Raw genomic sequence first — 22,196 nt, 5'->3', positions numbered from 1 at the left:
CAACCATTGCCATCGCATCTTCCTGCATCGCTGAAATCAAAGCCGATGCAGGAGCTGGCGCATGATGTCTGAGCATTCCGGAACAAGGGATAAGGTGCCGGGGCACCCCGGCCGCCGTCCTCATGCCATCGGCATGATCCAGCCGCTGGCCGGCCTCTTTCTTGCCGCCGGCTTCGTGGTCCTGCTTGCCGGCCGTCATGAGCGCCAGCTCATCCATGCGGAGCGCATCCAGCAGGAGGTCGTCGTTCGATGAACACGTTCTGCCTGCGCTTCGATTTCGACGAACTCGTCATTCCCATTCTCGGCCGCAACGATAACGGCCTGCTGCTCTACGGCTCGGCAGAACTCTCGGGCGATCATGAGGGCTTCAGCGTCGAGGCCATCCATCTTGCCGAGGGCACCATGCTGCGCCCGGCCGGCAATGCCGAATCCGGCAGGCCCGCGCCCTTTGCCGACGAACTCTTCCGGCGCATCGCCGCCGTCATCGGCAATGACAGGACGGTGCTCGGCCGGCACGCGGCAATGGAATGGGCCGAACTTGTGGAACGCCACAGCGAGGCGGCCTGAGCGCTGTAATCTCGGGCGGCGGTGCGGAAGACGGACCTTGCCTTTCTCCACTTTCGCACTTTCCGGATCGCTGAAAAGTGTCCTCCGTCATGGATCGTGAACGATGATAGGAATAATTTCCTTGATTGTTGGCGGCGATGACGGGTACAACTTTATGACGACAGCGAGGTCCAGTGAGGAGAATTTTGCATGCAGGCCTGCCCGCTCCCAGGGGGCGATGATACAGTGCTCGTCCTGCTCTGCGGCGAGTTGCATGAAGCGGCGAGACTTGCGGAACGGCGCCTGGATGCCATGCCCGATTATGCCGATACGGCGCAGGAGGCGGCCGCCATCGAGGAGATCCTGCAGCCGGGAGAGGCGATTGCCGACCGGATGCTGTGTCTGCGGGCGATGACATCCGAAGGCGTCGAGGCGCGGTTACGTGCCGGGCTCTGGAAGCGGGGGGAATATATCGGTGCCTATCGTGCCGGGCGTTAATCGCGAGGAGGCGCTTCGCCATTGTGCGGCAGATTCCGCCGATGGCAGCTTTCGGGCCTTTGCGGACTGCTCCGTTTCGTGCGGCCGATGGCCGAACTGAGAGCTCACGACCCGGTAAAGTCCATTCCTGCCAGCCGGGCAGCCACGGCCGCATCCAGATTCGACTTATGGCAGCGCCCGTAGAAGGCCCGCGTTTCCGTGGGCATGCCGGAAGGAAAAGCGACGAAGTCCTCGATCCCGCAGCCGGCCTGCTCGTTCAACGCATCCTGGACCAAGAGGCCCTCCGGCAATTGTGCGACTGTGTCCCGCAATTTACCGAAATACGCGATGTTGCGCTCGACGATCGACGGGTCGGCGGTTTGGCCATGTGCAAGAATGACGTAACGTGGCTGCAGGTCCCGGATTTTCCTGAGCGACAGGCAAAGGCTGCGAAGATCTTCGGGCGATCGGCTCCAGACTTCTGGAACAGGGTATTCGACTGCATCGACGGCCAGGCAGACCTGAAGTTCCGGTATCCAGACCGCAACATGGTCTGGCGTATGTCCGGGTGTATGCAGCAGTTCCAGCGTCAGATCCCCTCCGTGCAGCGTCATGCTTTCACCTGAGAAGCTGGTCGTCGGCATTATGATTTCAACGTCGTGGAAGCGTGATTCCTGCGATCTCTTGTCGGCAAGCTCTTTCTGTGCGGATGGGTCGCACAGTCTCTCGATTGCTTTGTCGTGGGCAATGATCGGTACATCATTGCCGATGGTCAGGTTGCCCCAGAAATGGTCCCAATCCATGTGGGAATTGATCACGACAAGGGGACGATCATGAATTCGGTCGGCAAGCAGTTCCATCGCACGCGCACAAAGGCTCGGCGTGGCCAGCGTGTCTACGAGAACGTTGAACCGCTCGGTGCGTACGAACACGCAGTCGACCTCATCACCCGCCCGGACCACAACGATGCGCTCATCGAGGCCGGGATAGGTAGTCAGCTCGACATCAATAGCCATCACAATGCCCTGAAACTTGGGAACTCAGGAGAATCTCCTCACGGTCCCGTTGATAGTATCGATGACCGCAATTGACGCAAACCGACTTTTGACCTGATGGCATTTGCGACCGAATTTCCGGGGGCGCCCCCCAACCCCCTCGTCGCGCGGGGCGGCTCCTCAGCGTCAGATCGCCGGCATCATGCCGCCATCGACCCGGAGATTCACGCCCGTAATATAGGCGGCACGCGGGCTGACGAGGAAGGAGACGGCATCGGCAATCTCTTCCAGTGTTCCGACGCGGCCAAGCGGCACTTCGGCGAAAAGCGGTAACACCGCCTGTTCGATCGTCTCCCAGGCGGCATCGGCAGCCACGCCGCGTTCGGCGGCCACCTCGCGGAAGCGGGCGTCGAGGCGGGCGCTGCGGATCGTGCCCGGCGAGATCGTGTTGACGGTCACGCCTTCGGTCGCCACTGCCTTGGCCATGGAAGAGGTCATGGCGTTCATGGCGGCCTTGCAGGCGGAATAATCCGGCCTGCCGGCAGGCGGCATCAGGCCGGCGAGGCTGGAAATGTTGATGACGCGGCCGAAGCCTGCCTTGCGCATCTCGGGCAGCAGCCTTGTGGTGACCCTCACGGCTGCCAGGACATTGCGGTCGTAGGCTTCGGCCCAGGAGGCGGGACGGCTTGCCGCCCAATCCTCCGGCTGGCCGGAACCGCCGGCATTGTTGACGAGGATGTCGATGTGGCCGGCAAGCGCCCGTGCCTCGGCGATCAGTTCCTCCACCTCATCGTCCAGGGTGAGGTCGCCGGTCACCGCATAGGCGCGGCCGCCTTCGGCAATAATCTCACGGGCCACGCGCTGTGTTTCGCCCCTGTCGCGGCCGTGGACGATCACGGTGGCTTTCTCGCGGGCGAGCCCTCGGGCGATCGCTTCGCCTATGCCCTTGCTGCTGCCGGTAACAAGCGCTGTCCTGCCGTCGAGTTTCAAATCCATGGCCGTGTTCCTATCTTGGAGTGGATGCAACACAGAAGAACAGGATGATGCTCGACACAATTACGCACTTAAAAGTGCCCATGGACCAGGAAGAGCGCTCCGCCTGCCTCGGGCCTGACGGCTCCGTTGCGCATGTGGCGCGGGTCATGAAGATGATCAGCGGGCGTTGGAAACTGCCGATCCTGTTCCGGCTCTTTGCCGAGCCCTCGATACGCACCTTGCAGCTGAAGCGGGACATGCCGGGTATTTCACAGAAGATGCTGACCCAGCACCTGCGGGAACTGGAAGAGGACGGGCTGATCGAGCGGCGGGATTTCGGCGAGCAGCCGCCACGCGTGGAATACCGGCTGTCTCAGGCGGGCAGGGCGCTGATGCCGGTGCTCATGGCGGCGCGGGAGTTTTCGCGGGATTATTCTGTTGCAGGGTAGCGGATCGCATTCAGATCACGCGGCTTCATGCGGGTAGTTGAAGACCCCGCCCCAACCCCTCCCCACAAGGGGGAGGGGCTTACCTTGCCGCACCCGCTTTCCGCACGTCAGACGTTTTGGAAGGAGCGCGGCGGCGCCTCGGGTTAGTCCCTCCCCCTTGTGGGGAGGGGTTGGGGAGGGGTCTTTGGAATCCGAACCTCGAACCCGCAAACAAAAACGGCGCCCCTTGCGGAGCGCCGTCGCCTGCCGAAGCAGAAAGACCTGAATCAGATCAGAAGGCCTGGATGTTGACAGCCTTCGGGCCCTTGCCCATGCGATCCGGCTCGGTGTCGAAGGAAACCTGCTGGCCTTCGCGGAGCGACTGGATGCCAGAAGCCTGGAGAGCGGAGATGTGGACGAAAACGTCCTTCGCGCCGCCTTCCGGCGTGATGAAACCAAAACCCTTGTCCTGGTTGAAGAATTTTACGGTGCCCTTGGTGGCCATGGGGGATAGTCCTTTTCCCATTGGTAGTTAGTTTATCCGCACCCCCGGCGGTGGGGAGGCGGACGGCTTTAGCTTTCGCGTTTCGGCCTGGAAGCCGGACGCGAAGGGTCAGTCGAGACGTCACGTACGGGGAAAGAACATCTACGCACATGGGTGTCACCCATGCCGCCCAACCGGAATTGGCGCTCCAGCCAGACATTACCACTTCAGTCCAGTCACCGGCATGCGAAATGCCCGAGTGTCGCAGTTGGTGCCAGCATTTCGGGCAAAAAGCAAGCGGTAATATTGTGGCATGTCTTTCGCGGTTGCGAGAATTGATGATGATTCAAATGGTTGGCAGAGTGTTAGCCTATGCTGACGGATCTGTATCATTGCGGGACGGGGGTCGCATTTGCAACCTAAACGCGGTTCGATACTACTGCTGGCCGAGGTATGCGGCGGGTCGGCCATGGCTTTTTAGGCAGCAGCCGCACAAACTTCGCAACGAGGGGCAGGCCGTGCTGTGGGATCGAGCCTTTCTGCCGGCCACACCAAAGGGAAAACTCGTCGCATTAACCTTTCATCTGTGGGAAAATCGGCGCCGTTCCACAATTTCGTCCCGAGCTGCCGCAAATATGGCAGCGTGTTTCGGGGCTTGATGCGGCGTCTGCCAGCCGGTAGGTCTCGGAGGGACGAAGCAGTGAATGAAGGAAATGCCGGCGTGATCGATCCCTATGCCATGCTCGGACTGGAGCGCGACGCCAGTGGAGAGGCGATCAAGCTTGCCTGGCGCAAGGCCGCCAAGGGCGCGCATCCGGATGCCGGCGGCGATGTCGACAATTTCAACCGGCTGCAGATCGCCTATGAACTGCTGCAGGATCCCGTGCGCCGGCGCGTCTATGACGATACCGGCTACGATCCGCAGCTCGCCGATCCCAGGGATCTCGAAGGCGTCTTGATGCTGGAATCGCTGGTCAACGAGGTGATCCTCGACGAGCGCGAACCCGGCAGCTTCGATCCCGTGGCCGCCATGCGCCGCAAACTCTCCGACGACATCGTCAAGAGCCGCTTCCACATCCTGGAGCTCGAACGCCACCGCGCCCGTGTGCGCAAACACATAGACCGCCTCGGCCGCCGCCCTGAAACCGACGTGCTCGGCTCGATGCTGCGCGCCCGCAGCGAGGCCATCGCCGACGCCATCCGCAAGACGGAAAAGCAGATCGAGACGATCGAGCACACCTATACGATGCTCGAGGGTTACTCGTATGAAGTGGAGGTTCTGGCGCCGCTGGAAGAGGTGGCAGTGGCGGTGGTGGAGCCGCAGCAGGGGGAGGCTGCGGAGTAGGGGTTCACCTCCGCATTTAGCCATTGAACCGTCTCGCATTCGGGGCATGCGCCATGAAGACCTTGAGAATCTATGGCCCTCACGAACGAGCACTTCCTTTCGATTTGCGTGATGTCCTGCAGTGCCTTGTGCCTCGCTCCCTGAAGGCTTCATGGAAAGTGTCGGCGGTCGATGCAGGCTATCCGTGGTTCGATGCCAACGGTCCCGGCGGTGAGCTTCTGCATGCGATGGCGCAGTCTGGCAAGCCCGTGAGCGGTCGGGATCTGGCGGCAGCGGCGCAGGACACGCTTCAGGTCATATGGGGAGAGTTTACCGGATCGCTGCCGGCCGACCCCGACCGGGCCTGGGTCGTCATCCGGGCGATCGACAGTACGTTCTACGAAGTCATCACGGATGATCAGAAGGTTCTGAGGACGATTGAGCGGCGTTTCGCTGATGTGAGGCAAAATGACAGTGCCTGGAAACCGATGGCTCGCGAAGAGGGTGAAGGCTTCTGGTACCCGTGAGGGTGACATCGGCAATACTGTCATTCCTGCGCTGAATGACCACTAGCGGCGAAAGAATAAAGTCTCTCCTGCTCAAGGGCTTGGGCACGCTGGATCTCTGTGCCATCCCTCGTGCTAGCACGAGGAGGAGATGAGGGAAGAGGGCGCACTGCGCCTCTCTGCCGCATCACCTTGACCCTCGCATCACTTCATCCAAGTTGCCGCTGTGGGCTTAAGCCTGTCATCCGGAACGAGGTCATCCCGTGAAGTTCTTCCAGTTCCTCCTCTGTCTCACGGTCTCCCTTTTCATCCTTCCGCAGGCCCAAGCCGACGAACTCGTCCACTTCGACAGTGCCGTCGTGAAGCCGAGCCCGTTTCTGGAGCGCAAGGCGAAAGAGCAGGGCGAGGTGCTGCCGGCGCCGCAGGCGACGCCATTGATCGGTTATCTCACCCGCCCGCAAGGCGACGGGCCGTTTCCGGCTGTCGTGGTGATGCACGGATGCGGGGGCATCCATCCGCATGTGAGAGACGTCTGGCCGGAGCGGCTGGTCTCCTGGGGGTATGTCACGCTCGTGGTCGACAGTTTCACCACGCGCAACATCGAGAACAGCTGCAAGACCTATCTTCCCGATCGGGTTTTCGATGCCTATGGGGCGCTGGACTTCCTGACGAAGAGCGGCTTCGTCGATGGAAAGCGCGTCGCTCTCATGGGCTTCTCGGCGGGTGGGATTGCGACGCTGGAGGCGACGAAGGTCGAGGGAAACGAGCAGCTCATGGATGAGAAATTCAGGGCGGCGGTTGCCTATTATCCCGTCTGTGCGCCACATGAGAGCGATGCGACGGTGCCGACGCTGATCCTGAATGGCGACCTCGATGACTGGAGCCCGGCGGAGCGTTGCCGGCAGCGGATCGCCAATCTCAGCGGCAAGGGGCCGCCGGTCGAATTGCATATCTATCCCGGCGCGCGTCATGATTTCGATGATGAAGCCATGACCAAGCCGAAGACGGTCTTCGGGCATGTGGAGGAATATAATGCTGCCGCGGCGGAACAGTCGATCGCCAGCGTTCAAGCCTTCCTGAAGACATATCTCGGCAAATAGCGCCTGCTCATCGGCGATGACGAAGGCGAGGAGCAGGCCCGCATCGCCCGGCGCTACTGCGCGAGATAGCCGCCGTCGATGTTCAGTTCCGCCCCGGTGATATAGCTTGCCTGGTCGGAGGCGAGGAACAGGCAGCCATAGGCGATCTCTATCGGCTGACCGCCGCGTTTCATCGGGGTCGTGTCGATGACGATCCTGTTCAGGTCCGGGTTCTGGGCGTCGGTCAGCGGCGTGTGGATGAAGCCGGGATGGACGGAATTGACGCGGATTCCTTCGCCGGCATAGGTCATGGCGGCATTCTTCGACATGTTGCGCACCGCGCCCTTGGCGGCATGATAGCTATGGGCGCCCGGGACCGCGGCGCTGCCCCAGATCGAGGAAATATTGACGATCGCGCCTGCCTGCTGCTTGCGCATGACGCGCACCGCCTCGCGCATGCCGAGGAAGACGCCGGTCTGGTCGACGGCGATCATCTTCTGCCAATCCTTCATTTCCAGCTTGTCCAGCGGCTCGTAGGCGATGATGCCGGCATTGTTGATCAGCACGTCGAGACGGCCGTGCTTGCGCACGATGGCGGCGACGGCCGATGCCCATTGTTCCTCGCTGGTCACATCGAGCATGATCGTCTCGACATCGCCGGCATAGGGTTTTTGCGGCGGCTTGATATCGGCGGCGATCACGATGGCGCCTTCGCTGGCGAAGAGGCCGGCCACCGCATGGCCGATGCCGCCTGCCGCTCCCGTGATCAACGCGACCTTGCCCTCAAGTCTCATGTCGCTACTCCCTGATCCGTCGAGGATTGCATCACCGGGCGGTGACGCTGTTTCCTTGCTTGTGGTTTGCGCTATTTGCCCGCGGGTGCGAGCACTTCCATGCGCATCACCTTGACGCCGCCATCGGCGAGATCGGGCAGCTTGGCGAACCAGTCCTTCACGTAGGGCATGGCGTTGTGGGCCTCGAAATCGGCCTGGTTGGCGAAGATCTCGTAGAAGATGAAATGGCCTGGGCTTTCCCGGTTTTCCTGCAGGAAGTAGACGAGATTGGCGGGATCGCCGCGCACGAGATCGATCAGCGGCAGGGTGACGGCGCGAAGCTCGGCCTCCTTGCCGGGCTTGGCGCGCACTTCGGCGACCATCGAATAGGCGCCGTCAGAGATCTTCGCATAGCCGGCGCCCGGTCCGCCCTCGGCGGTGGCGAGGCTTGGAAAGAGGCCCGCCAGCAGCAGGGCCGATGTCTGCAGATAGGCAAGAGTTTTCATGGCATGTCTCCTTGTCCCGCGAAGGCCCGCAACGGAGCCGCGGTCTGGATGTCGAATATTGCGGGGTGGGCTCAAAGCGCGTCGCGCTCTTCCAGAGCCGCTCGCCGCGCTTCAGCTCTTTGCTTTTACGCAGTCGTTATCGCAAAACCGCTGCACAGTTTTGCGCGACATGCTTTAGTTGGCGCTGGCGAGGCGCATATGCGCGTCATGCGCATCGGCGAAGCGCTTCTTCACCGGGCCGAGCGCTTTGACGAATTCCAGCTGTTCGCCTTCCGGGCCCTTGCAGTAGATCAGTTCCCAGCCATCGGAGGGGGCGACCGTCACCTTGTTGGTGTTGGTGTCCTGGGGCGCTGCCTTGCGTTCCTCTTCCGTGGTGACGCGGATGATGCGGTTTGCGCGCACCTGCGTCATGCCGCGCCGGGCGGATTCCGCTTCGAGATCGGTGATGAACTGGTTGAAGTCGACATCATCGCGCACATAGAAGCAGATATGCATCATGCGCGGGAAGGCCGGGCTCATATGCTCCACCGGCTCGGCAAAGGCTTTCGGGCCGCCCATCGGCTGGTTGGCATCGCGATATTGCAGGAGTTCGATCACCACATTGTCGAACTGGATGAAGCGCACGTCGAGGCGCTGGGCACCGCCGCGCAGATCCGGTACGCCGATGGTGCGCGGATTGACGCCGAGCGCATTGGCGATGATCTCCTGGTCGGCCAGCAGCGTGTTCTGCACCGCATCACCCTGGAAATCGCCATGGCGGAAGACTTCCGTGCCGCCGAGAACGGCGGTGTAGAATTCATAGGCGCGCTCCATGTTCTGCACGGTGAGGCCGAAATGCTGGACGCCCTGCAGGCGGGCGCCGAGCGAACCGGGGTCGCGGGCGGCTGCCGGCGCCTGCTGCGCCGAGACCTTGGTGCTGACCGAAAGGGCTGCGGCCATGCCGCCGATCGCAACGCCGCCGGCGGCGCGCAGTACGGTGCGGCGATCCGGGTTTTCGGGCTGGGTTTGGCTCATCTGCTCGTATGACATGCTTTTCTCCTCGGGATAGCGGATGGTTTTGCTGTTCGGGCAATTGGTGGAATTCTAGATCGGCGGCGCTTGCGGCCGGGGTGAAGATCGGGGAAATTCGGTGAAGGCGCATGGGCCGTTTCACCTTTCACCGGGAGGAAGCCGGCCGCTGGGGGCTGGCGCCAGGAGGGGGATGACATGGAGAGAAGGACAGCGTGGCTCGGGCCGGCGGCGATCGTGGTCGGCTCGGGGCTCGGCATGTATTTCAGTATCGGTATCGTGCTGATCTACGGTTTCAGCGTCTTCATCCTGCCGATTGTCGAGGATACCGGCTGGGACCGGACGGCGGTCGCCGCCGTCGTGGCGCCGATCGCTATCGTCAACGGGCTGATGTCGCCCGTCGTCGGCGCGCTGACGGATCGGTTCGGGCCGCGCCGGGTGCTGATCGCATCCTCGATCCTGATGGCCCTCGGCCTGACCGCCGTCGGCATCACATCACACAGCCTGCAAGCCTTCGTCGCCGCCGTCACCATCACGAGCCTGCTCGGTGCTGCGCAGACCGGGGTGCCCTATACCTACGTGATCGTCGGCTGGTTCAGCGCAAGGCGCGGCCTTGCGCTCGGCATCATGCTCTCCTTCGTCGGGCTCGGGATCGCCACGGTCCCGCCGGCACTAGCCTTCATCATTTCGCTCTGGGGATGGCGTTTCGCCTTCGTGGCGGCCGGCATCGCGGCAATGGCGGTCACGCTGCCCGTCGCCTTCTTCGTCATCCGCGATCCGCCGGCGGCAAGCAACTGCACGCAGCGAGGGGCATGATGTGCCGCAGGCGCTGAGGACATCAAGTTTCTGGCTGATGCTGGCGGCCTTCTTCCTCAATTATTTCGCGGCGGCAGCAGGTTCGATCTCGCTACCGGTGCAGCTCGCCGATCGCGGTGCGGCGCCGGCGCAAGCGGCCTTCGTGATGAGCATGGTGGGGCTCTCCTTCATCGTCATGCGCCTCGGCTTCGGGGCGCTGCTCGACAGGTTTTCACCGGTGCCGCTGACGGCGCTCGCCTTCCTCGCGCCCGTTGCCGGCCATCTGATCCTTCTGAATTCGGAGGGGCAGGCGGCGGCTTATGTCAGTGCCGTGTTCTTCGGCCTCGCCACCGGGGCGGAGGGCGATGCGATCGGTTTCCTGCTGGCGCGGCGGTTCGGCATGCGCAGCTTCGGCAAGCTTTTCGGCATCAACTACATGGCGCTGACAATGGGGGCCGGCCTCGGCCCGGCCATGCTGCATTTCCTGGCCCATGGAGGAACGCGCTACGATGAGGCGCTGACGGTCTTTGCCTGTATCGGTGCGATTGCGCCGCTTCTGCTGATGCTCGATCGCGGCATGCGGTCACCCGAGCGCGTCGGGGCGTGACAGGCCCTGGTGCAGCTGGCCGGCAAGGCGGTGTCCGTCGCTTGCGGCCGGCAGTGCATCGAGGAGCAGGCGGGCGCGGAGGAAGTCGCTGGTCTCGCAACCGTCGGCGAAGCGCCGATGGATGGGCGCCAGCAGATCGCTTGCCCTTGCGCCGTGCCCCTGCCAGAACCATTCCTCGGCAAGCGTCGTCGCGATGCGCAATTCCCATGAGAGAGCACCTTGCCGGTGGGCGAGATCGAGCGCCTGCAGATAGAGCGCTTCGCGGTCCTCCACCGTGCGTGCGGCGCTTTCCCGGCGCAGGAGATCGGCCTTGATGCGCAAGAGCTCCGGCATGCACCAGAATTCGCCTGTCGAGGCGGCGCGCGCGATGGCCGTCTCGATGGCCGCAAGCCCGGCCGAGGCATCGCCGTGTTCGCCAAGCCCGGCGGCGTAAATGCCTGCGTAGAAGGGGCAGCGCATGCGGAAGCCCACCTCATCCAGCTCGTCGAGCGCGTCCTTCATCAGAGCAAGCCCGGTGGGATTGCCGCCCTGCAGCAGCCAGTCGGCGCGCAGGCAGCGGCCCATCGCCATCCAGATCGTCATGGCATGTTCGGCCATGTGCATCTCGATGGTGGCGAGCATGGGCTCGGCGCCCGCGAGGTCTCCGGTCCAGAGCGCGATGGGGCAGGTGGTGTGGATGAGCGCATTGCAGAGCGCCAGCGCGTGCTGGGCGGCGCGCGCCTCCTGCAGCTGGCGTTCGGCCATGGCGACGGCCTTTTCCGGATGGCCCTGCAGCCAGAGCACATTGGCAAGCGTGCCACGGGCAGCCGAGCGCGGGTCGAGCTGGAAGCGGGCGATATCCGAACGTGTCACCGGCGGCACGTAACGGGCGATCATGCGTTCGAAATGACGGCGGGCCTTGCCGAGTTCGCCGAGGTAGCGCAGCGCCGTTCCCGTCTGCCGCTCGACATTGGTGCGGGCGGCCAGATCGCCGATGCTATCGGCGAGCTTTCTGATCCTTTCGGCGGTTGAGAGCGTCGTGCGGTGGTCGCCGGTCCAGGTGGCGTAGTCGCAGAGGCCCCAGAGGCAGCTCATCTGGCTTTCGACATCGCCGAGGGCTTCGGCGCAATCGAGCGCCATCGTCCAGGCGGCCTTGACCTCCGGAAGCGGCCCGCACGTGTGAAAGAGCGCCGTGCCGAGCGCCAGATGCAGCTTCATCTCGTCGCGCAGGCTTCTGTGACCGGCAAGGGATTTGCCGAGCGCGCCCTCGACGCGGACGCGGCATTCCTCGACCAGCGACAGATGCTCCCAGAAGGGAATTGCGGCGACCGTCAGCGCCACGGCGAGCGCAGTGGTGCGGCTGCCGGAAAAGGCCCAGCCGAGCGCCAGGCGGATATCATCGACCTTGCTGCCATATTCGGCCAGCCACTGCGCCGTCGGGCGGATTTTCCACTCGGCCTCGGCGCGTTCGGCAAGCGCCAGGAGATGTTCGGCATGGCGCTGGCGCAACGCCTCGTGCTCGCCGCTCTCGGCCAGTTTCTGCAGGGCGTAGCGGCGCGTCATGTCGAGCAGACGGTATTGCGTACCGAGTTCGCCGCGCTCGATGGCGATCAGCGATTTGGCGACGAGATTTGCCACGCCATGCATGCACTGCGCCCGCGCATGGCCCTTGTCGACCGCGACGGCGCAGGCCGATTCCAGGCTGAAGGCGCCGGCGAAAACCGAGAGCCGTCGCAGGAGCATGCGTTCGGGCTCGGCCAGCAGCCCGTAGCTCCAGTCGAGCGTTGCGGCGAGCGTATGGTGGCGGCCGGGGCCGGAGCGCAGGCTGCACAGATGCGACTGTTCGGCGAGAAGATCGAGCAGCTCGCCGGCGCTGAAGGCATCGAGCCGGGGCGCGGTCAGTTCGATCGCCAGCGCCAGCCCATCCAGCTTGCGGCAGATTTCGGCAACGATAGGCGCGTCGGCATCCCTGAGTTCGAAACCGGCAAAGCTCTTGGCGGCGCGCTCGACGAAAAGCTCGACGGCCGGGAAGGCCAGCGCTTCGGCGGCGGAGAGTGCGATACCCTGCGGCGGCGTTTCGAGTGGCGGCAGGCGGTAGAGCTGTTCGGCCGAGATGCGCAGCGGCTCGCGGCTGGTCGCGAGAATGCGCAGCCTTGGTGCTGCTGCAAGCAGCATTTCGGTGCAGGCGGCGGCCGCCTCGATCACATGCTCGCAATTGTCGAGGATCAGAGTGAGTTCGCGATCGGCGGCAAAGGCGGCAAGGGCTGCCTCGATATTGGCCGAATGCACCCTGAGCCCGAGTGCCGCGGCAATAGAGGTCGGCACCAGCGCCGCCTCGCTCACCCGTGCCAGATCGACGAACCAGACGCCGTGTTCACACGCGCCTGTCAGCTCATCGGCGGCGGCAAGCGCCAACCGGGTCTTGCCGATGCCGCCGGGACCGACGATCGTCACAAGGCGGGAATGGGCGAGGACATCCAGCGCCGTCTTCACCGCATCGCTTCTGCCCACCAGCCGCGTCGTGGAAACCGGCAGGTTATGGGCACGCGGCGGCATGGCTGCGGCAGGCACCGGCTTTTCCCCGTCCCAGGAGACCTGCACCGGCGAGACGAAGCGATAGCCGCGACCGCTCACCGTCGCGATATAGCTGATATCGGTGGCGGCATCGCCGAGCGCGCGGCGAATGGCTGAGACGGTGACCTTGAGATTGCTTTCCTCGACATAGGTTTCCGGCCAGGCGCGCGAGACGAGTTCGCTCTTGCCCAGGATTTCGCCGGGGCGTTCCACCAGGGCCGCCAGAATCTCCAGCGCACGGCTGCCGAGGCGCACCGGCCGCTCGTTTTTCACCAGCGACTGCCGCTCAGGAGTGAGGATGTACGGCCCGAAGGAATAGGAACGCAAGGTCGAAGCTCCAGACACCAAGGCCCTGACGGGTCTCCAGGCCGCGATGATAACCGCCGCAAGGCGCAAAAACCATGGCCCTGGATTCTGATCCGGTTGCCTTCCGTTTCAGGCGCGTGCGCGCGGCCTCACGTGGGGTGCCGGTCCATCGCGCGGGCTATCACCCCGCCTTGTCCGCCGCCATCGTCGTGCCTTCCATGGCGCCGATCTGATGCAGATGGGTCTCCAGCGCCAGCCTGTCGATCGAGGCCAGCGGCAGGCTGATGAAGGCCATGATACGGTTTTTGAGGAAACGGGCTGCCTGGGCAAAGGCGCGGCCTTTTTCGACCTCGTCTCCCTGGATGAGACCAGGATCCTCGATGCCCCAATGGGCGCTGACCGGATGGCCGATCCAGACGGGGCAGGCCTCGCCGGCGGCGGTATCGCAGACCGTGAAGATGAAATCCATTTCCGGGGCGCCGGGCTCGGCAAATTCGTCCCAGCTTTTCGAGCGGAAGCCTGCCGTGGGATAACCGCGTGCCGCAAGCTCTTTCAGCGCCATGGGGTTGACGGCGCCGGCGGGTTGGCTTCCGGCCGAGAAGGCTCGGAAGCGGCCCTTGCCTTCGTTGTTGAGAATGGCCTCCACCAGGATCGAACGCGCGGCGTTGCGCGTGCATAAAAACAGCACGTTATAGGCACGGTCTGCAGTCATTGCAGTTCCTCCCTCCCAGGCGTCCTGCCGGCGACGGCCGTTCTCTCACGGGTCTCCCCTGCCATGTCCACGATGCCGGCGTCTCGGTGGGTATCAGCATAGCACAGAAGCGAGGATCGGGCTGGTTTCGGCGCCGTGACGTGGAGCTAGCCCGAAAGGAGTGGCCGGTCTCGACGGGAGAGACGCGATGAACGGTACCGGTGCAGCCTGCAGGCATGGAGGAGGGATGAGGGCGCGCTGCGGCAGCTGCGCCAAGAAAAAGCCCGGCGGGGTTTTCCGGGCTGGAGGTGGTTTTTGGCGGGTGCGGCGGGTCGTTTCCTCCGCGCCTCTTATGCGGCCTGTTTCCCCTCTGGCCGTTCCGAAACGATCGATCATTGGCGATTGAGATCAGAGATGGTGCTTGCTCGAAAATTGAGAAGGGGGCACGGCCCGGGCAGCATGATCAAATTCATGGGAACAATGTCTGCGATCGTCGGTTCCTTAACTACCAGCAACTGATCCCATCAGGAGAATACCGATGCGCACGAAAATTGTCGCAGTAACGCTGCTCGCCCTTGGCATGGCCACATCGGCCTTCGCCCAGTCCAACCCCGCCCCGACAGGCGCCACCATGGACAAGAACACCACTGATTCCGGCGGCGGAGCCGGCGTCAAAACCAAGAAGCCTGTCGCAACGGACAAGATGAAGACCGGCAGCACGAAAATGGGCAGCATGAAGTCGAACAAGGTTCACTGCCCCGACCCTGCAAGCAGCAGCGGTACCGGTCCCGGCAAGCTGCAGACCCAGGGCGGCACCAGCAATGCAACACCGATGGACGAGGCCTGCGCGGCGCACAACAACTGATCCCACACAGCCTGATACGGCGCGGGTCGAGAAGATGCCCGGTCATCATGAGGTGGCCGGGCGTTTTCGTGTCGGATGGGGCGATTAGGCGAGCAGCATCGCAGGCGGTTGAAGGGGCAGTTTGGGCGCCCGTGTTTAGCGCTCCTATGCCAGGCGTGCTCCGCAGAAGGAAGTGCGACGCCACACCCCAAAGCCGATGGCAACGCGCAAATATCCCGCTATGCTCCCCGAACCACCGAAGCAGGAGCATACCGCGCGTGCCGCATATCTACATCGTCACCGATTGCGAATTCGACGGCCCGATACCGGGCAGCCATTCGATGCTGTCCTTCGCCTCCGTCGCCGTTTCCGAGACCGGCCAGACGCTCGGTGAATTCGAAGCCGTGCTGCAGCCGCTGGAGGGCGCTGGACGCGACCCCGTCACCACGGCCTTCTGGCAGGCCCATTCGCAAGCGTTCGCGGCCGCGACTGAAAATGCCGAGCCTGCCGCCGAGGTCATGGCCCGCTTCACCGCCTGGGTGAAGGCCTTCCGGGCCGAGCCGATCTTTGCCGCCCATCCCGTGGCGCTCGACGCTCCCTGGCTCGATCATTACCTGAAGCGCTTCACCGGCCGGCCGCTATTCGAAGGGCCGTGGATCGCCGATCGCCTGTTTCGCCATCCGCCGCTCTGCATCATGTCGCTGGTGGCGGGCGCGACGGGGCGTAGCCCCTGGGAATGCGATATCGCCCATTATCCGCGCGAGTGGCTGGGCAGCGTACCCCACACACACCGCGCCATCGACGATGCCCGCGGCTATGCCAATCTCCTGCATTTCTTCCTGACCCGGCGCGAACCCGGCGGCGGCTACCGGCCGCTGCTGTCTTAAGCCCGGCTCTAGGTCAGCCGTATCAAGCCGGCCTCGGTCGGCCTGAAACCGCAGGCGCGGTAGAAGCCGTGAAGATGCGGCTCGAAATCGACATGCAGCCATTCCGCCCCGCGCTCCCGGGCAACCCGCACGGCCTCGACCACAAGCGCGGTCGCGATACCCTGTCGGCGCAGATCCGGATGGACCGTGGTATCGAGGAGGAAGGCATGGATGCCGCCATCCCAGGCGACATTGACGAAGCCGATCAGCCGCCCGTCATGATAAGCGCCGAGATGGGCAAGGCTGCGCGACAGGATACGGGTGAAATCCGGCGCCTCAGCACCGTCCCAGGCGGCGGGCCAGAGGGCGGCGAATTCTTCAGGCGAGGGGAAAGGGTCGATGCGGATGTCTGGCATAGGCTGTTTCCGGTTGTGGCGGTGGGAGGCGCGAGTCCCAGCATAGCGGAACGCGGCCGTAGCGTATCATCGACCGGACGGCTGGGGCCGGAAGAGGTCGCCCATGTGCGGGGCGATGCTTCCCGCCATTTTCGTGCCCTCGTGCCGATGCGAGGAGGGCATGAGGTCACTGGCGGGCACCCATCCAGGAGCCAACAGCACCCCTACTGCGTTTCACTCAGCAGCGCACTCAGGCTCCACGGCTGCTCGCCCTGCTGGTCGGCAATATCCTCCACCTTCCAGCCGCCACGCTCCTTCACCAGCGTGTAATAGAGCGTCACCTCTTGGCCGTTGCGGAACTGCACCTCCAGCTCGGCCCGGTCGTCCAGCAGGATCGGCTCGCCGATCTCGACATTGCTTGCCTTGCCATCCTGTCCGGCGATGACGGGATCGAAATCGATCGCTCCGACTTCTCCATCCGGCGTGTTGTCGATATCGGCCTGCAGCATTTCGTTCAGATGGTCGGAGAAGAAGGCCGAATAGGGCGAGGGGCCGTCATCGCCAGCTTTGTCCGTGTCGAAGCTGTAGAGGGCGTCAAGCAGCGCTTCCGGGGTCTTGTAGGTCGCGGCGAAACCCGAGGAGGCGATCAGCGCCGACAGGGCGAGGCCGAGGATAAGGGTGGACAGGCGCATGTGCGCTCCTTCTGCTGAGTGAGGATGTGTAGCAGGAGTCGCGGGTGCCGAGGGAGGGTGTTTCGTGAAAAGAAGTGCCGCCGAACGCGCCGTCACAGCGCCCGCGAAAGGCCACGGCTGGCGAGTACATTGCGGGCCGCCGTCACACCCCATTCCTCGTCGAGGTCCTGTCCCTCAAGTTCGGCTTCGGTCAAAGGGGTCACGCGGATCAGCGGCACGGCGCCGAAAGGCAGGCCTTCGATGCGGCCAACGTGATCTCGACAACAACGATCAGTCAAGCTTTCTTTGCCGAATTACTTGCCGCCTTCAAGTGAGGACTATGAATGTAGCGCAATGCTTTTCTTTCGAGATAACTCATCATCATAACTCGTCCGCGAGCATCAGCAAAAACTCGATGTCGAAAATCGGAGGGATGTTTATCTAGCGTCGCTACAAATATCTGCTGGAGATCTTTGAATACAAAATAGGTGTCCGCCACTTCTCTTCTTTGCGCTGTGAGGTTCTGAACTTCGTTTACCAATACAAAAATCGTCATCGCGCCGGCAAACAGGGTTGCCAAGATGATGATTATAATTGTTGCCGTATTAAACGGGAGGTTTTCACCTATTGCATTTCGCAAGCCTAGAGCCTCCAACGGAGCGCCGGTCGTCAGCCCAAGGGCTATTCCAAACCCAAAAATCATACCAAGTATCGATAATCTTCGGCGAGAGGTCTCGAGGCGGTCTATGGCATTGGTAAGGCGGGCGGACCAGAAATCGACCAATGTCCAGAGGCCTTCGACGTCTTCCTCATAGGCAGCTCGTAATCTATCTTTTTCCTTCGAACCGTCCCAGTCAAAGTCACTCATTTACACATTCCATCGATTAATTTTTCAAACTTTTTGAGATGCGCATTCTGGATATTATCATCATACCCAGCAGCCGTTGCAAAAATCTGATGATTATCGACAGTGCGATGATTAAAATGGCCATAACTTACCGACCATGTCTGATGTGTGAAGTTGTTGGTGCCAAGTGTAGCGCGCATCTTGGATATCGCAATCTGGTAGGGATTCTGCGTGTTCTCATAGTAAGACTTAACTGCGGCTCGCTCGGGCCACCACAGATCCTGCTTTGTCACCAATGTTAGAAATGATATTGGCGTATTAAATAGTTCTGTGTGGTCGACAATTTCTTGAAGCGCATCGATTTCAGCTTGGATCCGGTTCTCTCTATACTGACGTATATTATCTTCAGTTATTCCAGTAGCGAATTCCGGAATACTCGCGAGTTCGCTTTTAGCAGGCGAATGCATACCCCAGCAGACTACGTTGATCACTATTGGTGTTCTCTTAGATGCGATAATTTCTCGAAATAACTTCGACCATTCCTTGCGATATATTTCTTGTCCAGGAGGGACCTTAACATTGATAAAGAATCTACCCTTTAGACCATCATCCTCCATCGCAGTTGACAGATTGTAATCTCCAGTCAGTTGATGCGTCTCTATATTTCCTGATAATATTTGTCCGGTTGTTGATTTTCCAGTTCCCCCGCATCCAAATAGAACTATCAAATATTTTCCGTTTTTAACCCTCTCATAAAAATCCTTCCCCCACTGGAGTACTGCACCTCTATTTTCGTAAGCCGCATTTATGGCTACATCAGCAGCCAAGCCACCCATAGATTCTAAGAACATTTAGCCCCCCCTTGTCACGACGATAAATTAAAAGTTGTATAACTCTTTTTCTCTACAATTATCAAGAATATTGTAAGTATATGGACTTCATGTTCCCAGGCTCCAGGGCCCATCGTCTATGCCTTAATGTTTCATCGTTCAGCCTCGCTTATGCTTCTTCAGATCCCCTTAGTTCCCGATCTGGTGGGTCATCTTGTCGACACACTGTGCTACCTTCCGATCCCGCTCCTCGGTCGTATGGCCATCCCGGATCGCGCGCCGTAAGCGCAGACCGCCCAAACCTAGCTGGCCAAATATTGTTTAGGGATTCCATGACACCGTTGCCCCGCAGCACCGTGCTTCGGTGTTGGGGTCCTTGGATCTGCCGCCGTAAGTGTTGTTAATCGCGCTTGTCCACCATTCTTCGGCATCCGGTCCGCAGGCTCTGCATTTACGCCGGATCAGTTTTCGCGGGGATCGAAGAAACGGCCCCCGTCTTCAAAACACGATGTCACTTCATCGGTGCCGGAATAGCGGCCTCAAGATGGGAGACCACCTTGCGGGCGGCTTTAGGGGGTTGGTTGCCAGTACGGATCAGGGGGACGTAGCGCAGGATGATTTCGGGCGTGCTGCTTCCTTTTGGGCTCAAGGGCAGCGATGACAGGCACTGATAGGCACGAAAGGAGAAGCCTATATTACCGCCCCGGCCGCCCCGTCTTGCCCTTCGTCCGCCCCTTGCGCTTCTGCTCGCCCGGATCCTCATAACTCCCGACACCCGTCTTCCCGCGCACCAACGGCCGCGTTCCATCATCCCGCTCCGGCTGGCCCTCCAGCAGCGGCGAAAACCGGTTCGTGCCCTTGGCGGCATCCGGCTTCTCCGGCACGTGCCCGGTCACCGGCTTTTCCGTCCTGCCCACAGTCATCTCGTCCAGCGTGTTGCGGCGGAAGAGGGTCTTGTCGTCGGCGGGGACCGGGCGGGCGTTGCGGCCGCCCATTTCGTCCAGTTCGGGTTTGGCGAAGTAGGAAGGGGAGGTGGGCGTGGCCCCCTCATCCGCCCTGCCGGGCACCTTCCCCCCCGTGGGGGGAAGGGACTCGCTGGTCGCCTTGGCGTTTCGCCTGATGCCTTCCATCGCTTTGGCTTCCTCGCGGGCGAGCGGGTCGTCCATCGCGGCGAGTTCGACGGCCTTGAGGCGTTTGATTTCGTCGCGCAGGCGGGCGGCCTTTTCGAAGTCGAGGTCGGCGGCGGCGTCGCGCATGGATTTTTCCAGCGCGTTGAGATGGGCCTGAAGGTTGTTGCCGACGAGGTTGCCGCCATCGGCAAAACCCTTGCCGGAGGCGCCTGAAATGTCGGCGCGGACGTGGTCGCGCTCGTAGACCGAGTCGAGGATATCGGAGATCTTGGCCTTGACGCTTTCGGGCGTGATGCCGTGCTCTTCGTTATAGGCCACCTGCTTTTCGCGGCGGCGGGCCGTCTCGTCCATGGCGCGCTGCATGGAGCCGGTAATGTTGTCGGCATAGAGGATGACCTTGCCGTCGACGTTACGCGCGGCACGACCAATCGTCTGGATCAGCGAGGTCTCGGAGCGCAGGAAGCCTTCCTTGTCGGCATCGAGAATGGCGACGAAGCCGCATTCGGGAATATCCAGGCCCTCGCGCAGCAGGTTGATGCCGACGAGCACGTCGAATGCGCCGAGGCGCAGGTCGCGGATGATCTCGATGCGCTCCAGCGTGTCGATATCCGAGTGCATGTAGCGCACGCGCACGCCCTGTTCATGCAGGTATTCGGTCAGGTCCTCGGCCATGCGCTTGGTCAGCACGGTGCAGAGGGTACGATAGCCCTTGGCGGCTGTCTCGCGGATCTCGCCGAGCACGTCGTCCACCTGGCTGCGGGCCGAGCGCACCTCGACGGGCGGATCGATGAGGCCGGTGGGGCGGATGACCTGTTCGGCAAAGACGCCGCCGGCCTGTTCCATTTCCCAGCCGCCGGGGGTTGCCGACACGGCGACCGTATCCGGGCGCATGGCGTCCCATTCCTCGAAGCGCAGCGGGCGGTTATCCATGCAGGAGGGCAGGCGGAAGCCATATTCGGCCAGCGTCGCCTTGCGCCTGAAGTCGCCCCGGTACATGCCGCCGATCTGCGGAATGGTGACATGGCTTTCGTCGATGAAGACGATGGCATTGTCGGGCACGTATTCGAACAGCGTCGGCGGCGGGTCGCCGGGGTCGCGGCCGGTGAGGTAGCGCGAATAGTTTTCGATGCCCTGGCAGGAGCCGGTCGCCTCCAGCATCTCTATATCGTAGCGGGTGCGCTGCTCCAGGCGCTGGGCCTCCAGCAGCCGACCGGCCTTTTCCAGCTCCACCAGACGGCCCTTCAGCTCTTCCTTGATGGATTTGATCGCGGCATTCAGCGTCGGGCGCGGCGTCACATAGTGCGAATTGGCGTAGATCTTGACCGATTTCAGGTCGCCGGTCTTCTGGCCGGTGAGCGGGTCGAACTCGGTGATCGCGTCGATCTCGTCGCCGAACATGCTGATGCGCCAGGCGGCATCCTCAAGGTGGGCGGGGAAGATTTCGATCGTGTCGCCGCGCACGCGGAAGGAACCGCGCTGGAAATCCATGTCGCGGCGCTTGTATTGCTGGGCGACGAGATCGGCCAGCAGCTGGCGCTGGTCCAGCCGGTCGCCGACATTCATCTGGAAGGTCATGGCCGTATAGGTTTCGACCGAGCCGATACCGTAGATGCAGGAGACGGAGGCGACGATGATGCAATCGTCGCGTTCGAGCAGAGAGCGCGTGGCCGAGTGGCGCATACGGTCGATCTGCTCGTTGATGGAGCTTTCCTTCTCGATATAGGTGTCGGAGCGCGGCACATAGGCTTCCGGCTGGTAATAATCGTAGTAGGAAACGAAATATTCCACCGCATTGTCGGGGAAGAAATTCTTGAACTCGGAATAGAGCTGGGCGGCCAGCGTCTTGTTCGGCGCCAGGATGAGGGCCGGGCGCTGGGTTTCCTCGATCACCTTGGCCATGGTGAAGGTCTTGCCCGAGCCGGTGACGCCGAGCAGGACCTGGCTGCGCTCGCCGGTCTCCAGCCCGCCCACGAGATCGCGGATCGCCGTCGGCTGGTCGCCGGCGGGGCTGTATTCCGAGGCCATGCGGATCGAGATGCCGCCTTCGGATTTGTCCGGCCGGGCAGGGCGGTGCGGCGTCCAGATCTTGCCGTTCTTATGCAGCGGGTTGCCGCTTTCGATCAGCTTGGAGAGTGCCTCGACCGTGGCGGTGACGCCGCCATTGGCGAGACTGCCGGCATCTTCCAGCGAGATATCGAGACCGGCGACCGGGTTGAGGCCGGCCGCGGCGCGGGTCTTCGGGTCGCTCGAACCGCCGATCGAAACGCCGCGCGCCGTCTTGCTGACGGTGGCCTTCTTGTTGACGCTCACAGCCTCGGTGTGCTTGCGCGCCTCGTTCTCCACCTTCTTGCGGTGCTTGCCCGCCTTGGAGGCGATTTCGCGCTGGCTCTCGACGCCGGCCTGCTCTGCATCCGCCTCGAGCTGCTTCACCCAGTCGGCCACGGAGCCTGAGAGGGGAGCGCCTTCGAAAGACGATTGGGGGGCTTCCTCGAAACCGGTCGAGGCGGGAGATTTCTTCGGAGATTTTGCCATGCGCGGAATATGGCTGTTGTCATGCGGA

General features: G+C 62.3%; 25 protein-coding genes. 11 read left to right on the top strand and 14 right to left on the bottom strand.

Going from position 1 to position 22,196, the window contains the following annotated elements; genetic code table 11:
* The first annotated feature begins 61 nt into the window (after positions 1-61).
* The 3 genes from LVY75_21255 (at position 62) to LVY75_21245 (ending at position 1,044) form a co-directional block, all read left to right on the top strand.
* Positions 62-253: a hypothetical protein gene (locus tag LVY75_21255; protein ID XAZ25649.1), complete on the top strand. Its 192-nt coding sequence runs from the start codon at positions 62-64 to the stop codon at positions 251-253.
* Positions 250-567 (top strand): hypothetical protein, encoded by a 318-nt coding sequence (locus LVY75_21250; protein XAZ25648.1) that lies wholly within the window; start codon positions 250-252, stop codon positions 565-567. The genes LVY75_21255 and LVY75_21250 overlap by 4 nt, the downstream gene beginning before the upstream one ends.
* 189 nt (positions 568-756) lie before the next feature.
* Positions 757-1,044 (top strand): hypothetical protein, encoded by a 288-nt coding sequence (locus LVY75_21245; GenBank protein ID XAZ25647.1) that lies wholly within the window; start codon positions 757-759, stop codon positions 1,042-1,044.
* A gap of 104 nt (positions 1,045-1,148) precedes the next feature.
* Here the strand turns inward: LVY75_21245 and LVY75_21240 are convergent, their stop codons facing one another.
* Positions 1,149-2,039: an MBL fold metallo-hydrolase gene (locus LVY75_21240; protein XAZ25646.1), complete on the bottom strand. Its 891-nt coding sequence runs from the start codon at positions 2,037-2,039 to the stop codon at positions 1,149-1,151.
* A 165-nt stretch (positions 2,040-2,204) separates the two neighbouring features.
* Entirely contained in the window at positions 2,205-3,014 is an 810-nt protein-coding gene (locus LVY75_21235; GenBank protein ID XAZ25645.1) for an SDR family NAD(P)-dependent oxidoreductase, read from the bottom strand.
* 47 nt (positions 3,015-3,061) lie between these two features.
* Between LVY75_21235 and LVY75_21230 the strand changes: the two genes are divergently transcribed.
* Positions 3,062-3,442, top strand: a complete 381-nt coding sequence (locus LVY75_21230; GenBank protein XAZ25789.1) for a helix-turn-helix transcriptional regulator — start codon at positions 3,062-3,064, stop codon at positions 3,440-3,442.
* A gap of 271 nt (positions 3,443-3,713) precedes the next feature.
* Here the strand turns inward: LVY75_21230 and LVY75_21225 are convergent, their stop codons facing one another.
* Positions 3,714-3,926, bottom strand: coding sequence for a cold-shock protein (locus LVY75_21225; GenBank protein ID XAZ25644.1), 213 nt, complete (start codon positions 3,924-3,926; stop codon positions 3,714-3,716).
* A 718-nt stretch (positions 3,927-4,644) separates the two neighbouring features.
* Between LVY75_21225 and LVY75_21220 the strand changes: the two genes are divergently transcribed.
* From LVY75_21220 to LVY75_21210, 3 genes are all read left to right on the top strand, one after another.
* Positions 4,645-5,250, top strand: a complete 606-nt coding sequence (locus LVY75_21220; GenBank protein XAZ25788.1) for a DnaJ domain-containing protein — start codon at positions 4,645-4,647, stop codon at positions 5,248-5,250.
* Positions 5,251-5,303: 53 nt separating this feature from the next.
* Positions 5,304-5,756 (top strand): hypothetical protein, encoded by a 453-nt coding sequence (locus LVY75_21215; GenBank protein XAZ25643.1) that lies wholly within the window; start codon positions 5,304-5,306, stop codon positions 5,754-5,756.
* 242 nt (positions 5,757-5,998) lie between these two features.
* Positions 5,999-6,835: a dienelactone hydrolase family protein gene (locus LVY75_21210; protein XAZ25642.1), complete on the top strand. Its 837-nt coding sequence runs from the start codon at positions 5,999-6,001 to the stop codon at positions 6,833-6,835.
* 53 nt (positions 6,836-6,888) lie between these two features.
* On the opposite strand, the gene LVY75_21205 is transcribed toward LVY75_21210, so the two are convergent.
* The 3 genes from LVY75_21205 to LVY75_21195 all read right to left on the bottom strand — a co-directional run bounded on the left by LVY75_21205 (position 6,889) and on the right by LVY75_21195 (position 9,122).
* A complete protein-coding gene (locus LVY75_21205; protein ID XAZ25641.1) occupies positions 6,889-7,608 on the bottom strand; it encodes an SDR family oxidoreductase in 720 nt (239 codons plus the stop codon).
* A gap of 71 nt (positions 7,609-7,679) precedes the next feature.
* The gene (locus LVY75_21200) at positions 7,680-8,093 is read right to left on the bottom strand and encodes an antibiotic biosynthesis monooxygenase (GenBank protein ID XAZ25640.1); all 414 of its coding nucleotides are present in this window, start codon (positions 8,091-8,093) and stop codon (positions 7,680-7,682) included.
* Positions 8,094-8,267: 174 nt separating this feature from the next.
* On the bottom strand, positions 8,268-9,122 hold the full coding sequence (locus LVY75_21195) for a VOC family protein (protein ID XAZ25639.1): 855 nt from the start codon (positions 9,120-9,122) through the stop codon (positions 8,268-8,270).
* A 177-nt stretch (positions 9,123-9,299) separates the two neighbouring features.
* Between LVY75_21195 and LVY75_21190 the strand changes: the two genes are divergently transcribed.
* Complete coding sequence (locus LVY75_21190) at positions 9,300-9,917, top strand: MFS transporter (GenBank protein ID XAZ25638.1); 618 nt, start codon at positions 9,300-9,302, stop codon at positions 9,915-9,917.
* A gap of 1 nt (position 9,918) precedes the next feature.
* Positions 9,919-10,503 carry an MFS transporter gene (locus LVY75_21185; GenBank protein ID XAZ25637.1) on the top strand — a complete coding sequence of 195 codons (585 nt, stop codon included), beginning with the start codon at positions 9,919-9,921 and terminating at the stop codon, positions 10,501-10,503.
* Here the strand turns inward: LVY75_21185 and LVY75_21180 are convergent.
* Both LVY75_21180 and LVY75_21175 read right to left on the bottom strand, forming a co-directional pair.
* Positions 10,480-13,383: a helix-turn-helix transcriptional regulator gene (locus LVY75_21180; GenBank protein ID XAZ25636.1), complete on the bottom strand. Its 2,904-nt coding sequence runs from the start codon at positions 13,381-13,383 to the stop codon at positions 10,480-10,482. The genes LVY75_21185 and LVY75_21180 overlap by 24 nt on opposite strands.
* Positions 13,384-13,543: 160 nt before the next feature.
* Entirely contained in the window at positions 13,544-14,074 is a 531-nt protein-coding gene (locus LVY75_21175; protein XAZ25635.1) for an arsenate reductase ArsC, read from the bottom strand.
* A 517-nt stretch (positions 14,075-14,591) separates the two neighbouring features.
* Here LVY75_21175 and LVY75_21170 point away from each other — a divergent pair.
* Both LVY75_21170 and LVY75_21165 read left to right on the top strand, forming a co-directional pair.
* The gene (locus LVY75_21170) at positions 14,592-14,918 is read left to right on the top strand and encodes a hypothetical protein (GenBank protein ID XAZ25634.1); all 327 of its coding nucleotides are present in this window, start codon (positions 14,592-14,594) and stop codon (positions 14,916-14,918) included.
* A 257-nt stretch (positions 14,919-15,175) separates the two neighbouring features.
* Positions 15,176-15,784, top strand: a complete 609-nt coding sequence (locus tag LVY75_21165; GenBank protein XAZ25633.1) for a 3'-5' exoribonuclease — start codon at positions 15,176-15,178, stop codon at positions 15,782-15,784.
* Positions 15,785-15,792: 8 nt separating this feature from the next.
* Here the strand turns inward: LVY75_21165 and LVY75_21160 are convergent, their stop codons facing one another.
* The 6 genes from LVY75_21160 to uvrB all read right to left on the bottom strand — a co-directional run bounded on the left by LVY75_21160 (position 15,793) and on the right by uvrB (position 22,168).
* On the bottom strand, positions 15,793-16,179 hold the full coding sequence (locus tag LVY75_21160; protein ID XAZ25632.1) for a GNAT family N-acetyltransferase: 387 nt from the start codon (positions 16,177-16,179) through the stop codon (positions 15,793-15,795).
* Between the two features lie 203 nt (positions 16,180-16,382).
* On the bottom strand, positions 16,383-16,850 hold the full coding sequence (locus tag LVY75_21155; protein ID XAZ25631.1) for a YbjP/YqhG family protein: 468 nt from the start codon (positions 16,848-16,850) through the stop codon (positions 16,383-16,385).
* Positions 16,851-16,942: 92 nt separating this feature from the next.
* On the bottom strand, positions 16,943-17,128 hold the full coding sequence (locus tag LVY75_21150; GenBank protein XAZ25891.1) for a hypothetical protein: 186 nt from the start codon (positions 17,126-17,128) through the stop codon (positions 16,943-16,945).
* Entirely contained in the window at positions 17,125-17,697 is a 573-nt protein-coding gene (locus tag LVY75_21145) for a hypothetical protein (GenBank protein XAZ25630.1), read from the bottom strand. Before LVY75_21145 ends, LVY75_21150 begins: the two co-directional genes overlap by 4 nt.
* Complete coding sequence (locus tag LVY75_21140; protein XAZ25629.1) at positions 17,694-18,527, bottom strand: hypothetical protein; 834 nt, start codon at positions 18,525-18,527, stop codon at positions 17,694-17,696. Before LVY75_21140 ends, LVY75_21145 begins: the two co-directional genes overlap by 4 nt.
* A 674-nt stretch (positions 18,528-19,201) precedes the next feature.
* Entirely contained in the window at positions 19,202-22,168 is a 2,967-nt protein-coding gene (gene uvrB, locus LVY75_21135; protein XAZ25628.1) for an excinuclease ABC subunit UvrB, read from the bottom strand.
* Positions 22,169-22,196 lie beyond the last annotated feature (28 nt).

This window comes from Sinorhizobium sp. B11, from assembly GCA_039725955.1.
GTDB lineage: Bacteria > Pseudomonadota > Alphaproteobacteria > Rhizobiales > Rhizobiaceae > Rhizobium.
The sequence above is the reverse complement of the archived record's forward strand: the minus strand, read 5'-3'. Positions and strand labels throughout refer to the sequence as shown.